This window comes from Marinobacter sp. ST-43 (assembly GCF_030541085.1).
In the GTDB taxonomy this organism is placed as follows: domain Bacteria; phylum Pseudomonadota; class Gammaproteobacteria; order Pseudomonadales; family Oleiphilaceae; genus Marinobacter; species Marinobacter nauticus.
Map to the genome: position 1 here is coordinate 108,418 of NZ_JASSVO010000008.1, position 13,927 is coordinate 122,344.

The 13,927-nt window shown below is 55.4% G+C and carries 15 protein-coding genes and 1 pseudogene; 6 read left to right on the forward strand and 10 right to left on the reverse strand.

The features are described 5' to 3' along the window. Positions 1 to 10: 10 nt before the first annotated feature. Positions 11 to 502, reverse strand: a complete 492-nt coding sequence (locus QPL98_RS12120; RefSeq protein ID WP_014420722.1) for an HPP family protein — start codon at positions 500 to 502, stop codon at positions 11 to 13. 83 nt (positions 503 to 585) lie between these two features. Next, positions 586 to 1,311, reverse strand: coding sequence for an START domain-containing protein (locus QPL98_RS12125; RefSeq protein WP_014420723.1), 726 nt, complete (start codon positions 1,309 to 1,311; stop codon positions 586 to 588). Positions 1,312 to 1,449: 138 nt separating this feature from the next. Between QPL98_RS12125 and QPL98_RS12130 the strand changes: the two genes are divergently transcribed. Beyond that, positions 1,450 to 2,457, forward strand: coding sequence for a DUF2804 domain-containing protein (locus QPL98_RS12130; RefSeq protein ID WP_303293344.1), 1,008 nt, complete (start codon positions 1,450 to 1,452; stop codon positions 2,455 to 2,457). A 14-nt stretch (positions 2,458 to 2,471) separates the two neighbouring features. Here QPL98_RS12130 and minE read toward each other — a convergent pair whose 3' ends face one another. The 5 genes from minE to QPL98_RS12155 form a co-directional block, all read right to left on the reverse strand. Continuing rightward, positions 2,472 to 2,723: a cell division topological specificity factor MinE gene (gene minE / locus QPL98_RS12135; protein ID WP_011785800.1), complete on the reverse strand. Its 252-nt coding sequence runs from the start codon at positions 2,721 to 2,723 to the stop codon at positions 2,472 to 2,474. A 3-nt stretch (positions 2,724 to 2,726) separates the two neighbouring features. Beyond that, positions 2,727 to 3,539: a septum site-determining protein MinD gene (gene minD, locus QPL98_RS12140; RefSeq protein ID WP_011785799.1), complete on the reverse strand. Its 813-nt coding sequence runs from the start codon at positions 3,537 to 3,539 to the stop codon at positions 2,727 to 2,729. Between the two features lie 65 nt (positions 3,540 to 3,604). Next, positions 3,605 to 4,354, reverse strand: a complete 750-nt coding sequence (minC, locus tag QPL98_RS12145) for a septum site-determining protein MinC (protein ID WP_014420726.1) — start codon at positions 4,352 to 4,354, stop codon at positions 3,605 to 3,607. Then, positions 4,351 to 4,740 (reverse strand): HopJ type III effector protein, encoded by a 390-nt coding sequence (locus QPL98_RS12150; RefSeq protein WP_011785797.1) that lies wholly within the window; start codon positions 4,738 to 4,740, stop codon positions 4,351 to 4,353. The genes minC and QPL98_RS12150 overlap by 4 nt, the downstream gene beginning before the upstream one ends. Further along, positions 4,740 to 5,018, reverse strand: a complete 279-nt coding sequence (locus QPL98_RS12155; RefSeq protein ID WP_011785796.1) for a DUF1244 domain-containing protein — start codon at positions 5,016 to 5,018, stop codon at positions 4,740 to 4,742. Before QPL98_RS12155 ends, QPL98_RS12150 begins: the two co-directional genes overlap by 1 nt. A 112-nt stretch (positions 5,019 to 5,130) precedes the next feature. On the opposite strand from QPL98_RS12155, the gene dinB reads away from it, so the two are divergent. Both dinB and QPL98_RS12165 read left to right on the forward strand, forming a co-directional pair. Then, positions 5,131 to 6,192: a DNA polymerase IV gene (dinB, locus tag QPL98_RS12160; protein WP_011785795.1), complete on the forward strand. Its 1,062-nt coding sequence runs from the start codon at positions 5,131 to 5,133 to the stop codon at positions 6,190 to 6,192. A gap of 161 nt (positions 6,193 to 6,353) precedes the next feature. After that, a complete protein-coding gene (locus QPL98_RS12165; protein ID WP_049756884.1) occupies positions 6,354 to 7,763 on the forward strand; it encodes a pectin acetylesterase-family hydrolase in 1,410 nt (469 codons plus the stop codon). On the opposite strand, the gene QPL98_RS12170 is transcribed toward QPL98_RS12165, so the two are convergent. The 3 genes from QPL98_RS12170 to QPL98_RS12180 form a co-directional block, all read right to left on the reverse strand. Continuing rightward, positions 7,751 to 8,413 (reverse strand): hypothetical protein, encoded by a 663-nt coding sequence (locus QPL98_RS12170; RefSeq protein ID WP_273029705.1) that lies wholly within the window; start codon positions 8,411 to 8,413, stop codon positions 7,751 to 7,753. The genes QPL98_RS12165 and QPL98_RS12170 overlap by 13 nt on opposite strands. Positions 8,414 to 8,479: 66 nt before the next feature. Then, positions 8,480 to 9,028 carry a phosphatase PAP2 family protein gene (locus QPL98_RS12175; protein ID WP_141067745.1) on the reverse strand — a complete coding sequence of 183 codons (549 nt, stop codon included), beginning with the start codon at positions 9,026 to 9,028 and terminating at the stop codon, positions 8,480 to 8,482. Next, positions 8,994 to 10,241, reverse strand: a complete 1,248-nt coding sequence (locus tag QPL98_RS12180; RefSeq protein WP_303293345.1) for a glycosyltransferase family 1 protein — start codon at positions 10,239 to 10,241, stop codon at positions 8,994 to 8,996. Before QPL98_RS12180 ends, QPL98_RS12175 begins: the two co-directional genes overlap by 35 nt. A gap of 104 nt (positions 10,242 to 10,345) precedes the next feature. On the opposite strand from QPL98_RS12180, the pseudogene QPL98_RS12185 reads away from it, so the two are divergent. From QPL98_RS12185 to QPL98_RS12195, 3 genes and pseudogenes are all read left to right on the forward strand, one after another. Beyond that, positions 10,346 to 10,501: pseudogene (locus tag QPL98_RS12185) on the forward strand (aldo/keto reductase); the annotation flags it as partial. Between the two features lie 143 nt (positions 10,502 to 10,644). Further along, positions 10,645 to 12,015 (forward strand): hypothetical protein, encoded by a 1,371-nt coding sequence (locus tag QPL98_RS12190; RefSeq protein WP_303293346.1) that lies wholly within the window; start codon positions 10,645 to 10,647, stop codon positions 12,013 to 12,015. 1 nt (position 12,016) lies between these two features. After that, positions 12,017 to 13,546 carry a tyrosine-type recombinase/integrase gene (locus QPL98_RS12195; RefSeq protein WP_303293347.1) on the forward strand — a complete coding sequence of 510 codons (1,530 nt, stop codon included), beginning with the start codon at positions 12,017 to 12,019 and terminating at the stop codon, positions 13,544 to 13,546. The last annotated feature ends 381 nt before the right edge of the window (positions 13,547 to 13,927 follow it).

The window sequence follows — 13,927 nt, forward strand, 5'->3', positions numbered from 1 at the left end:
CTCTGGTGGCTCAGTCGGTCTCGGCGCAGCGTTGCGTCAGGTCTCTGTCGGAGATCAGTTTCAGCATGTCATAAGTGGTTATGATACCGGTGATTTTTGAATCCCGGGTGACAAAGATCCGGTGCAGGTGCTCTCGCATCATGATATTGGCAATGTCTCGCACTGGCGTGTCTTCGTCAACCGACAAAACAATGGGCGTCATGATGTCCCGGACTTCAACCGGAACCTTGCCCATCTCTTCGAAGATGACCATACGCAGACGCCGGGCCTCTTCCTGCTCCTCTTCGGTCAGCCTGGGCTGATCGCCGGAACGGGAGGCATTCCAACGGAATTCGGTAATGTCCTTGAGGGTGGCTATGCCGATGATGTCGCCGTTGTCGTCGGTAACCGGGCTGCCGGTGATTTCGTTGTCGGTGAGGAACCTGGCGAGGCGATCCATAGTCCAGTTGTGGGGGACAGCCTTGATGGTCGGGGTCATGATCTCATGGGCGAGAACACTCATGTGCGGGCATCTTCCGTTTGCTGTGCTTTTGATGAAGCTTAGCCGTTCCGTGGCCTGCCGTCACCCCTGCATTGTGGGTCGGGTTAACGGGCTTCCGGGCTTACGCCCTGTAATGTACCGTCTTCGCCCCATTGCAGCTGGTAACCCTGATAGCGATCCTGTTTGGCGACAGCTTCCAGTGCGAGGATGGATTTGACCGGTATATCGACAATCAGGCTATTGACCAGCCACCCGGGCAATGCGCCGTTGGGTTCGGTGTGCTGCACCCAGACCATTCGGGTTCGGTCGCCCTCGGGAGTAAACCGGTAGAGTGTGTCGGAGCGGTCCACCCGCACGCGACTGTTGAACTCGGCCCGCATGTTGGGAGTGGCGTTGAGGTCCATGACAATCTCGCCGGTGGACGCGTCGCCGCGGGTACGGATGCGCAGTACATAATCCCGGTCGGCTACCGGCCACGGCATATCGTTGACCGAATAGGCATAGCGATCGTGGAAGTCCCCCTGCCCAAAGGCATGGGATTCTGTGCAGTTGTGAACCCATTCCTCACAGGATTCCGGATTGACCATGACGGCCATCAGGTTCTCGATAGGAACGTCCAGTTCCGCTACTGCCTTGAAAGCCTCGAACCCCGAGCCTTCCCGCGCCATGGTGTATATCCGCACATTGTCCACTTCCTTGCGCAGTGACCAGGCCTCGGCATCTTCTGATGGCAACGGGCCGGTTTCACTGGCGGACACAGACAAGGTCATCAACAGGCCCATAATGCCGGAAATCAGGCGGCTAACGCCGTGGGCTCTGGTTGTGGTCATAGGCTAAACTTCCGTTGTAAGAGTGAGCCGAGTCTACCACGGGGCGCAATGCCCCCCCGCCTGTGAATGCGGGGGTTTGTGAACCAGGTAGCTTAGTTACACAACGCACACCACGATTGGCCTGATCTGACGAACATTATGACAACACAGAAACTGGTAGATGCCCGAGGACGAATAACGCCAGGGCTGATGGAGCACCCTGTCGACACCATCAACTATCTCGACTACGACCTGCGCACGGTGATGGACAAGCCTCGGACCCGCCTGGCCAGACACTGGCGTTTCAACCAGTTCCAGTTTGTCAGTGCGATGGCGCCGGGCTGGGTGTTTGGCCTGGCTATTGTGGATCTGAATCTGGTGAGTAATGGCTTTTTCTATCTGTTCGATTTCGAGAGCGGACAGATGTTCGAGCATTCGTTTTTGCAACCTCTGGCCAGGAACACGAACATAGAGCCTTATCCCGAACGCGGTTACGCCCGGTTCCGCAAAGGCGACTTGAGCATGGCCATCGAACCGGCCACGGGCGGTCGGAATGTGAGAGTGAGCGGGCCCGGTAATATCCGGGTGGATCTTGAGTTGCGGGACACTGAACAACCCTTGCGGCTGGTGTCGCCGGCCGGATACAACGGCTGGGTGTTCACCCGGAAATCGGCCGGACTGACGGTGGACGGTGAAGTGCGCCTGGGCGATGTGGTCTGGCGTTGCGATGAGTCTACCCGTGGGTCCATCGACTGGAGCTGCGGCTTCATGCGCCGGGAAACCGCCTGGAACTGGGCCTGTCTGGCTGGGGTTGCCGACAATGGTGTTTCAGTAGGGCTGAACCTGGCCGCAGGGGTGAACGAAACCGGGATGACCGAGAACGCCCTGTGGCTTGACGGGCGTCGCGTTCTGCTGGGGCCGGCCCGATTCGAGTTCGATCGCTATCAGCCCGGGGCAGACTGGCGGGTCACCACCGACGATGGCCGCGTTGACCTCCGTTTTGTGCCCGCGGGCGCGCGCCGGGAAAAGCTCAACGCCTGGGTGATTGCCTCCAATTTCCGTCAGTTTGTGGGCACTTTCCAGGGTACGGTTGCGGATGAAAACGGCAAAAAAATCCCCGTAAACGGCTTACGGGGATTGATGGAAGACCACTTTGCCCGGTGGTAAACCGGGCGTAGCCATCACTTTTCGGGCAGGGTGACGTTCAATTCAAGCACGGAGCAGTGGTCATTGCGATCCACCTCCACCTGTACCATGTCGTCGCTGATCTGAACGTACTTGCGAATCACCTGCAACAGCTCCTGCTGCAGCTGGGGCAGGTAATCCGGCTGTTCACGCTGGCCCCGCTCATGGGCCACAATAATCTGCAGTCGCTCCTTGGCGACACTGGCGGTACTGTTTTTCTTGCTTCTGAAGTAATCGAAAAAACTCATCCCTTAGCCCCCTTTAAACATCCGTGAGAAGAAGCCTTTTTTCTGGGACGTCATGAAACGGTGTTCCCGTTCCTCACCCAGCAGCCTCGCAACGGCATCTTCATAGGCCTGGCCGGCATCGCTCTGCTCCTCCAGAATGACCGGCAGGCCCTGGTTGGAGGCATTCAGTACGATCTGGCTCTCGGGAATCACGCCCAGCAGGGGAATGGCCAGAATTTCCTCAACATCCTGTACCGACAGCATCTCGCCTTTTTCTACCCGGTCCGGGTTGTAGCGGGTCAGCAGCAGGTGTTCCTTGACCGGGTCCTGACCCATTTCTGCCCGCCGGGATTTGCTCTGCAGGATGCCGAGAATACGGTCTGAATCCCGTACCGATGAGACTTCCGGGTTGGTGACGACAATCGCCTCGTCGGCATAGTAGAGCGCCATCAGCGCGCCATGTTCGATGCCGGCCGGAGAGTCGCACACGATGTAGTCAAAGGTTTCGGACAGTTCGTTGATGACCTTCTCCACACCATCTTTGGTGAGAGCTTCCTTCTCGCGGGTCTGGGAGGCAGGCAGGATATAGAGCGTTTCTACCCGCTTGTCCTTGATCAGGGCCTGGTTGAGAGTCGCTTCGCCCTGAATGACGTTAACGAAGTCGTACACCACCCGGCGCTCGCAGTTCATGATCAGGTCCAGGTTGCGCAGACCCACGTCGAAATCAATCACGACGGTCTTGTGGCCACGCTTTGCCAGACCAGTGCTGATGGAGGCGCTGGTGGTGGTTTTGCCCACGCCGCCTTTTCCTGAGGTAACGACAATGATTCTAGCCAAGGTTCAGTTCCTGTTTCTCGGTGGATTCGTCATGGTTTCAACTGTTGTTATCGGTTGTCACAACATCAGGCCTTGTCCAGTGGCGTCACCACCAGTACATCGTCCCTGAGCTGGATCTGCACAGCGCTTTTCCAGCCAATGTCCTGAAGATCTTCGGAGATTTTATAGTGTCCGGCGATGGACACAAGCTCCGCCTCAAGTGACTGGCAGAACACCCGGGCAGACTCGGCACCGTGAATGCCGGCCAGCGCCCGCCCGCGTAACGGGCCGTATACATGAATATTGCCGGCAGCCAGAACTTCGGCTCCAGCCTGCACCGGCGCAAGGATGATCAGATCGCCTTCCGGCGCGTATACCTGCTGCCCTGATCGAACCGGTTGATTGATGATTTTTGCCGGTGCCGGTTCGTTTGCAGGCTCCGGTGCAGCGGCCGCTTCCGGTTCGGCTTGTGCCGGAGCTTCCTGGGCCGGCTTTTCTTTCAGGCTGCCGCCGGGCAGCAGTGCCAGGGAGGCTCCCCGGGCAAGCCGGCGCTGATCGTCGTTGGCGGCACGTACGCCAATCACATGGATGTTGTGGCGGCGGCAGGTCCCGATCATCTTGAAAAAATCGAGTTCGCTGTCCAGGCCTTCATATTTCTCCAGGCTGATAATCAGCGGGATGTCTTTGAAGAAGCCCGGCGCCTGGCTGATCTTGTCCCGAAGATTGGCTTCAAATTCGTCGTTGTCGAAGTAGTAAAGCTCAAGGGCGGTCAGGGAAACACTGGCACTCTTCAGTTGAAAGCTCTGTTTTGTGTCGGTGGCTGCGGAATCGCTCATGGATGGACCTGTTCTCCGGTGTCTGAGGCATGGGCATCTCCGAGGGCGCGCAGCGGAGGGGCATCGAAACGGATGCCGGACCAGCCCGTGCTGATAAACTGGCGAATGTTACCATGGCTGTCCCCGGCCGGGTCGCCGAGCACCTGCTCGTAGTGTTGGGCGAACAGGCGCAGGGTGTCGGTCTCGCTCAGATTACAGTACTGACCCAGGCCGAAGACCCGGCAGGAGCCAGCGTTTTCGCCAGTCTCGTTGCGAAGCGGGCCGTTGCTGAAACCGGTGGGCCGAAATTCGAAATACTGATTGATCAGTTTCAGGGTGTCGTCGAAATCGGCATGACCGGCCTGCACTGAGGCCAGGTGGATACGAACCGCTTCATTAACATTCATTATTTGTGATCCTGCTTGGGGCCGGTCTGGTAGTTGGCTTTCCATTCTTCGTACGGCATGCCGTAGATTTCTTCCCGGGCGTCCGGATCTGAAATGTCGAACCCCCGCTCTCCCGCTTCGGCCCGATACCATTTGGACAGGCAGTTGCGACAGAAACCCGCCAGATTCATCAGGTCGATGTTCTGGACGTCGTTGTTTTCACGCAGGTGCTGCACCAGGCGCCGGAAGGCGGCGGCTTCGATTTCGGTGCGTTCAGACTCGGGAATCGGGTTACTCATGGGGCCTCGCTGTTGCTTGCCGGGACTATCGGGATTTCCTGACATTCTCGGCATGTTACCGTAAGATACAAGGCTGTATAAACGTACAGATTGTTAACGTGAGCCCGCCCCTATGGCCCAGCGCAAGATCATTCATGTGGACTGCGACTGCTTCTATGCCGCCGTCGAGATGCGTGACGACCCAAGCTTGCGGGATGTTCCGCTGGCAGTGGGTGGCGAGGGCGGCCGTGGTGTGGTGACCACCTGCAACTACCGGGCCCGGGCTTTTGGCGTGCGTTCGGCCATGCCCGGCAGCGAAGCCCGGCGGTTGTGCCCCGGCCTGGTCACGGTACCGCCGGACATGGGCCGTTACCGGGCAGTTTCCCAGCAGGTGATGGCGATACTGCGGGAGATGACCGATCTGGTTGAGCCCTTGTCCCTGGATGAGGCGTTTCTGGATGTGACCGATGTTGACGCGTTCAAGGGCAGTGCCACCTTGATGGCGCGGCACCTGCGGGAGCGGGTGAGCAGGGAAGTCGGCATTACCATTTCCGCCGGCGTGGCCCCCAACAAGTTCCTTGCCAAAATTGCCAGTGACTGGCGCAAGCCCGATGGTCTGTTTGTGATTACGCCGCCGGAGGTGGCCGACTTTGTAAGCGAGCTGCCGGTGGAAAAGCTCTTCGGTGTAGGGCAGGTGACCGCGGCCCGGCTGCACGCCCTGGGTGTGAAAACCTGTGGCGATATGCAGGCGCTGGGTGCCGACGTGTTGATCGAGAAGTTTGGCAAACAGGGCTATCGTTTGTTTGAAATGGCCCATGGCCGGGACAATCGCCCCGTTGTGGTGTCGCGGGTGGCCAAGTCGGTGAGCGTCGAGCGCACCTTTTCCCAGGACCTCCCTGACCGGAGCGCCTGCGATACCGTGATGCCGGCCCTGGTGGCCGACCTCAATCTTCGCCTCTCGCGCAAGGGACAGCACAAGCCGATACACAAGCTGTTCGTGAAAATCCGCTACAGCGATTTTTCCACCCACACACTGGAGCGGGTTCGGGAGTCCGTTACCGAGCCGGCCCTGGTGGATTTCCAGCCACTGCTCGAAGAGCTGATGCCCAAAGACCGCCCGGTTCGCCTGCTGGGAGTGGGAGTCCGGTTCCGCAATGACGATGCTCCGGTCACCCAGTTGCGCCTGTTTGACTGACTTCGGTCCCCGCGGGCATATCCGCCATTTTTTTAGTTTAAAACGGTATGGCTGCCGCTTTGACGTGACAGTGTGTCACCTCTAGCTTTTAGGTGACGCTATCCTGCTGTAAGCGTTGCGGGCCACGCCCGCCCCGAAACAACAATCGCAGGAGAACAAGAATGAACAAAGCTGGCTGTTGTGGCCCCTGGCGCTCCGGTGCGCTGGCGGGCTTGTTGTTATTGTTGCTGTCGGCTCCGGTATCGGCGGAGCTGGGGGATTATGGATTCTGGCGAACCCTGGGTAACCTGGCGTCGCCGCCCGGTGCCGATAATCCGGTGACATCGGATCAGCGCCAGGGTGCCTACCCTTTGTTGGCCAATCCCGATGGCTACGAGAATTTCTCGGCGGGGGCCTACTACCAGTGGCAGACCATCGCACTGGCGCCGGAAACCGGCGCTGTATGCGGTAACGGTTCGGAGTACAAGTTCTTCGTGAACCGGGTGCCGAACACTTCCAATACCGTGGTTTATTTTGAAGGTGGCGGTGCCTGCTGGGATTACGAGAGTTGCAGTGGCCAGACCGGGATCCGGGGAGCTCGTAATCCCGATGGTATCCCGGATGATTACATGTCTCTGTTGAATCCCGGCGCCAGCCTGGTGAGCCCGTTTGTGGTTCGTCTGCATCCCTGGACCCGGGTAAAAACCCAGAACTGGAACATGGTCTACGTACCCTACTGTACGGGGGATATCTATTCCGGTGACCGGGTGGCGGTGTATGAAGATCCTGAAGGCGAGGTGGAACCTCTGATCTGGCATCACAACGGCCTGAGGAATACCCGGGCGGTGATCAGCTGGCTCAAGGACAACCTGCAACGCCCCGGGCAGATGCTGGCGACCGGTTGCAGTGCTGGTGGCATTGGTGGCCTGACCAACTATCACCCAACCCGGCGGGACATGGCGCCGACTCGAAGTTTCCTGATCAACGATTCAGGCCCTGCCTTCAGTGCGCCGGTTGGCGCCGACCCTCAGCAGTATCCTTCGGTGCTGCTACAGAGCTTCATCAGGCAATCCTGGGGGCTGGACCAGCCGGGCGGCCCGCTGGCTTACCTGAAGTCCGGTTTGCCGGCACTGAACCTGAATGACCTCGGCAGCCTGTATCCTGCGCTGGCGACGGCGCTGCCACAGGACCGTATGGGGCATACGCATTTCTGGCGGGACCTGAACTACTCCTCCTATTCCTATGAGCGCTTCTTCCCGGAGATCGAGAATGCGCCGGATCAGGCCACCAAGGAGGCTTTGCTGCATCAGAAGTGGGCCGTGGATACCGAACGGTTGACGCAGACGCTGGCCGGGCTGGATAACTTCGGCTATTACCTGCCCATGTTTCGGGACGTGAATGAAAGTCACTGCACGTCCATTATCGAGTTCGCCAATTCGGATATTCAGGAGTTGGGCCTGGAACTGGGGGATTTCGTCAATAACGTGATGAATGGCAGCGGTGCGGTGATGCAGGCCTCGGAGACCGATACGGTGGCCGATTACAACAAACCGTTCAACCTGTTGTACTGGTCGCTGGATCAGTTGCTCTGATTATTGCCGGCGGACCGGCCCATGGCCTCTACCCGAGCTTCCTGAAGGCGCTCACGCAGGTATTGGTCCCGGGTCAGTCCGCCGGGAATATCATCCATGGCCATCACTTCTTCCACAATTGCCTTTTCCCGGGCCTTGTAGCGTTCGAAGTCCGGCCTGGGTTCCTCCAGCCAGGCCTGCAGTCTGGCTCCGGATTCAGCCCGGTACCGGTCCATGAGTTGCTGTGCGGCGGCTTTTGCTGCCTCCTCATCCGGCTCCAGAATCTGGATCATCGCCAGTTGAATCAACGCGGCTTCCGGAGCACTCACCTGCACAGATCCTTCGTATTCGTTCATACGCTCTTGCAGGGCATCGGCCTGGGCCCGGCGCTTCTGTTCGGGGAGAGATGGGGCGTTGGCAAAGAAATCGTGCAGGTCATCTTCAAATTCAAGCCGCTGGGCGTAAGCCTTGACCTTGGGGTTGTCCAGCAGTGCCTGTTGTTCAGGTGTCAGGGTATCGGAAGAGGGCGGGGGTGCCTCGTCCGGATCTGAAGCGGTATCCGGAGCGTTTCCGGCTGGTGGTAACTCGGGTGGCGGGGTATTGGTCGGCCACAGGAGCGCCAGCGCCAGAATAATTGCGGCCCCGGTGACCAGCAGGATCTTTGTGTTCATGACTCACTCCGGCAGGATTCTCCGGAATCAGTGTAGACCAGAATGCGGCAACTGCCTGGGTTGGGCTCAGCTGGCCAGCCACTGCATAGAGGCCCATCCCATGGTGCCACCAATCAAGGCGCCGGCCAGGACATCGCTGGGGTAGTGGAGCCCGAGAATGACCCGGGATGCCGCCACTGACAAGGTGAACGGAAGCACACACCAGGCCAGGGCCGGGAGCGCAACGAACAGCATGGCCTGAAAACACACCGCGTGCAGGGTGTGGCCGGACGGAAAGCTGTACCGGTCCAGTGGCGGCGTTGCACAGTTGATAACCGGAAACGAAATAAAAGGCCGCTCGCGAATCAGCCAGCGTTTGAGGGCCTTGTAGGTTAGCGTGCAGGTGAGCCCGGTAAGCGCCATTTGAAGTGCCAGGGCCGGGCCAGAGTCCCCGGCGTAGAAAGGCAGTGAGAGAATCAGTGCGTACCAGAACCAACCGTCGCCAAGTCGGCTGACGACTCGGAAATACCCCAGAATCGGCCGGAACCGTACGCTGCGATTAATGGCCTGGCAGACCGCGAATTCTCGCTGGTCTGCCAACTCAAAGAAGCGAGATGCCTTGCTTGTTAATGCCATGGTATCGGGCCTGTGCAGTTTGGTTTAAAACCAGCTGTTCAAACTGGTCGATCTGGCTGCTCCAATTCAATTCGAGGGCGTCCAGGCGAGCCTGGGCGCGGACTCGGTTCAACAGTGAGGGCTGGTCGGCCAGTCTCAGGGCGTGATTGATGAAGTCTTCGTCGTCTGTCAGTTCAGCCTTCATGCCGTTTTCGTCGTGTCGGATATGTTCTGCGGCTGCCGCATCGTCGAAGGCGACGATGCCCAGTCCGCTGGCCATGGCTTCCAGCACCACGTTGCCGAAGGTGTCGGTTTTGCTCGGAAACAGGAACAGGTCACCGGAGGCATAGTGCCGGGCCAGATCTTCGCCCCGTCGGGTGCCACAGAATATGTAGTCCGGGTGCCGGTCTTCCAGGGAGCGGCGCATGGGGCCATCCCCTACCAGCACGAAGCGGGCATTAGGATGCAGGCCGCGGATACGCTCGAAGCAGGCAACAGCCATGCGCAGGTTTTTTTCCGCAGCCAGGCGCCCGACATAGAGTACGGCACGTTCGTTGTCGTGCAGCCCCCATTGCCGACGCAGGGATTGGTCGCGTTTGTGGGGGGTGAAGCGCTGGCAATCCACGCCCCGGCTCCAGAGGCCGGTGCGGGTGATCCCCATGTCCCGGGTAACCCGCTGCATGCGACCGGTAGGCACCAGGGTGATGGCTGTTCTGTTATGGAACCAGCGACCGTAGGCACACAGCAACCGTTCGAGCAGGCCCGCTCCGTAATAGCGAGAGTACTGATGGAAGTTGGTATGGAACCCGGAACTGACAGGCAGGGCGAGGCTGCGAGCCGCGTTCACGGCCGCCACGCCGAGTGGCCCCTGGGTTGCCACATAGATGCCGTCGGGCCGCTGTTTCTGCCAGAGCTTTTTCAGGCTCGAGGGGCGGGCGGTACCGAAGCGCAGATCTGCGTAGCCGGGAAGAGGCAAGCCATTAACCACCAGTTCGGTGGAAAACAACCCGCTCCCGGTACTCTCAAACAGCCCTTTCTGTTCGTGAGGCTGCCGGGGGCGCACCACGGTTACATGGTGGCCCCGTTGCATCAGCCCCTGACACAGGTGCCGCATGGTGTTGGCAACACCATTGATTTCCGGCGGAAACGTCTCGGAAACAATGGTAATGTGTTGCGGTCGCCGTTCGGTCAACTGGGCTTCGGTCACGGGGGTTCCTGAAGGTTCTGCTGTCATGCCTTTACTATGGAAAGGCGCCATGACAGAAATGCGACAACTCCGTGACATTCCGTTTACGTGTTTTTACCCCGTCTCTTATCGACCCAATGCAAGGAGATTCCATGCAAACGCGAAAACTTGGCTTTACAGATATCGAGGTCAGCCTGATCTGCCTGGGAACCATGACCTGGGGCGAGCAGAACAGCGAGCAGGAAGCCTTTGAGCAGCTTGACTATGCCATGGAGCAGGGCATCAATTTCATCGATGCCGCCGAGATGGAATGGTGGTATTGATACTGGTTTTGTATCCTTGTCTTCCAAATGCTTGTTTTAAAATAAAAAAATTCTATGTGGAAAAAAATGGTTGTATTTTTTTGAATTCGAAATAGCATGGTGTCATAGTTTATAAAAGTTGAATTAAAATGAGACGTGGATTTGCTAGGAAAAACTATATTGTTCTTCATGACGACGGGCGGATTCACTATCCATTCTCGAAGTACATTACTGAGAGCTACACAAACCCCCATACAAGAGAGTTAGTAGCTCAGAGCCTAGAGTGCTTTTATCGTTTCTGCATCGCTTACCAGGTGGAATTGCTCAATCGAGCAAGTGAAGGGAGAGCCTTAACACATGGAGAACTCAGAGATTTAGTGGATCTATGCTACAGACCTCTTGATGAGATAAAGGCTTTGTCCGGTAAAAAAATGGCCTCGATGTTGAGTCCAAAAGCGAGGAAAACCACAAGAGAACTATCGCATTCAGTTGAGCCTAACACCGCGAGAAAGCGTCTCCACCAGATTGCAGAATACCTGACCTATTACTTCGAGGTGTTCTTAGAACCAAATGTTCGATCGCACGCTCTTCGCGACCAGCTAAGGCACGAATACCTAAAGGTGACATCACGGCTTAAGAAAGCCGTTGGAGGAACGAAACAGAGTCATCACTTGGCAATCCAGAGCCTTCCAACAGACAAGTATTTAAAAATAATCGAAGAAGTTTTTTTAAGGCCCGATAAGCTCTTTAAAACAGCTGGTGGTAAAACGTCAAGGACGGTCATGAGAGATCGAGCCATGACACTTCTCGCCTGTGAAGGTCTGAGACCAGGAACTATAGGAAACGTGGCAATCTCTGACTTTCGTCCACAGTCTGGCCATCTCGTGATTAAAGACAATAGACACAGGCGAACAGAAAGAGTGAGCACGGGAACACCTAAACTCAAGATGGGTGATAGCACGAAAATAAATCATGCAAGTGAAACAATGATTAGTCTGTGGCCTTTTACTGTGCAGGCATTACAGGAATACATCGATACTGAGCGAAAAAACGTGCTCCTGAGAGGGCTAAAGAATCGAAGCTCTGGTTTTTTGTTTCTCACAAGAGAAGGTGAGCCTGTAAAGCACCGTTCAAGCTTTACAGTTATGTTCCACCGTCTCGGGAAGAGAATGCGAGACTTGGGGCTGTTGGATGTGGACGATGACCCCTACTTCTGTGAGCAGCCAAAGTACGATTTTTACTCATACGTATTGCGGCACTCTGCAGCGAGTTTCTTCCTGTCGCAAAAATGCTTAGAGATATCACGAGCCCAAGGTGCGCAAAGGCCGAACGAATATTCGGATGTTCCAGATAGAGTAAAAGATTTAATGAAGCTTCGTTTTGGGTGGACGGTCACAAGCAAAATGCCTGAAATCTATGCTGCTAGAGCGTTGTCTGATCAGGCTCAAGTGACTCTTTCTGAGTTCCATCAGAGCCTGATGCAACAGGTAGAGAAACTTAGACAGAGAAAAGAGAGGTAGCGTGCCTGTGAATAGAACTATAGGTGCCACCGAATTTGAATGGGAGGCTGAAGAACCGCTCCAAGTAGAGGTCCGGGGTGAAGTTGGACCGGTTAGCCAAAGAAGAATTGAATCATTTACCTTCAATTTTTCTGGTTTACGTTCAGGCTATACCGATAGTTTTCTGATCAATCTTCGTGATTTGCTCTTTGATCGTGCTGGCACTCTTAAACTCAGTACGCTCTCAAAAGAAGCTCAGAATATAAGGAAAATCCTCTGGCAAGTATGGGAAACGGGAGCTTTCAGAGAAAAAATATCCATAATTGATGAAATGTTTTTGCTTTGTTTGTCAGCAAACGCTGAAAGCCTAGCAACCTACCATTTGAGATATCTCCAGATTTTATTTAATTGGGATCCTGATTCACCGCTGTTTGCCAGAGGGCTTCATGCGAGTGATTTTCCTTCCAGTGATCCAAAAAAAGGGAAGCGAGGATCTGCAATAGACCGAATTATTGCCAAAGCGATGACTCGCGCATCGGTTGCAGTGGTTCTTGATTCTCTCGATAGAGCTTATGCGCAAGGAGTGATCGATCTTGGGCATTACTCGCTCGGGCATCTCTGCTTTGCAGTATTTTCCCGTAACGAAAGCTACAGACAAATAACCCTTGGTGACCTCAAATTCGATGCGAAGTCTCAGCAGCACTTTATTGATATTGTGCCTTCGAAATCAAGGATGCATGCTCCTGCAAAAATCAGATACCGAGTCAGTGAAGCTCTAGCGTTACTGCTGGCCAAGCAGCGACAAGCCGTAATAGAAAAGTATGGGCATCTTGTCTCGGAGAGCGATATTGAAAAGCTAGCGCTGTTCCCAGCACGACAGCTTACCGAAGGTGGGGCTTGGAAAAGCACATTCTCCAATGAAAATTATGGAATGTACTCCAGTGCTAGTCAGTTTACCCTGGGCTATCAGAGGGCTATGCAAGTAAAACTTGGTGAGCACATTCAGCTAGGTAACAATCAGCTCAGGCATACTTTGGGGACGCTTCTCGCTCAGACGGGAGCTTCTTCTAAAACCATTCAGTCTGTTCTCAAACATGCAACAGATAGTACCTGCAAATACTATGTTGATATTGCTTTTCATGGGCTGATGTTTGAGCTTTCAGAGTCAATGAAGCCAGCCTTTGCCGAACACCTTCCAACCCTAATGAACATTCGATCCAAAAAAGATCCTGTCGCTCAAGAGAGGCGAATCAGCGCAGAAGACGGAGTAAGTGGGCGGTTCGAGGATGTGGGCGAATGTGGGAAAGCAATTGCCTGTGAAAGTGCCCCAATTGCCTGCTATGGCTGCTTTCGATTCAATCCATGCTGGGATGCAGACCACAGCATAAATCTTCGCCTTGTTGAGGGACAGATTGCAGAGATGAGCAGGCGAGGAAAACCCTTTCAGCATCTAGTTGATAAGGCGAGGCAAGCAAAAATTCACATTGTGCTTGTTATGAATGCAATTGATCTTTTGCGAAATGAGCAGAATGGGGAGGCAAAGTCATTATGAGTGCCCCGACGTCTATTGATGCTCCTCATTACCGAAAGGCCCTGGATAGTTGGCTTGACAGTTGTCGGTCTCGAATGGCCGTCCGTTTCCCCAGTATTGATTTTGAGTCAGATATCTGGCGAATCAGAACCCTTTATAAAACGGAACAGCCTGACTTCTTCTTCAGAGAGAGCTTCTTGGCTATGGAGAAATGTGACAGGAGTTACCGAGAGGTTTGTCGGTGCCTCATGGCTGAATTTTATTTATCTGGAAAGGCTAAAGTGAAGTGGACCCCAAATTTTGGACAGGTGCCTAAGCTCTGATTCATCATCTCCATAAGGAGGAGAATCATGAGCAAGAAACGCAAGCAATACAGCGCATCATTCAAGTCCAAAGTTGCCC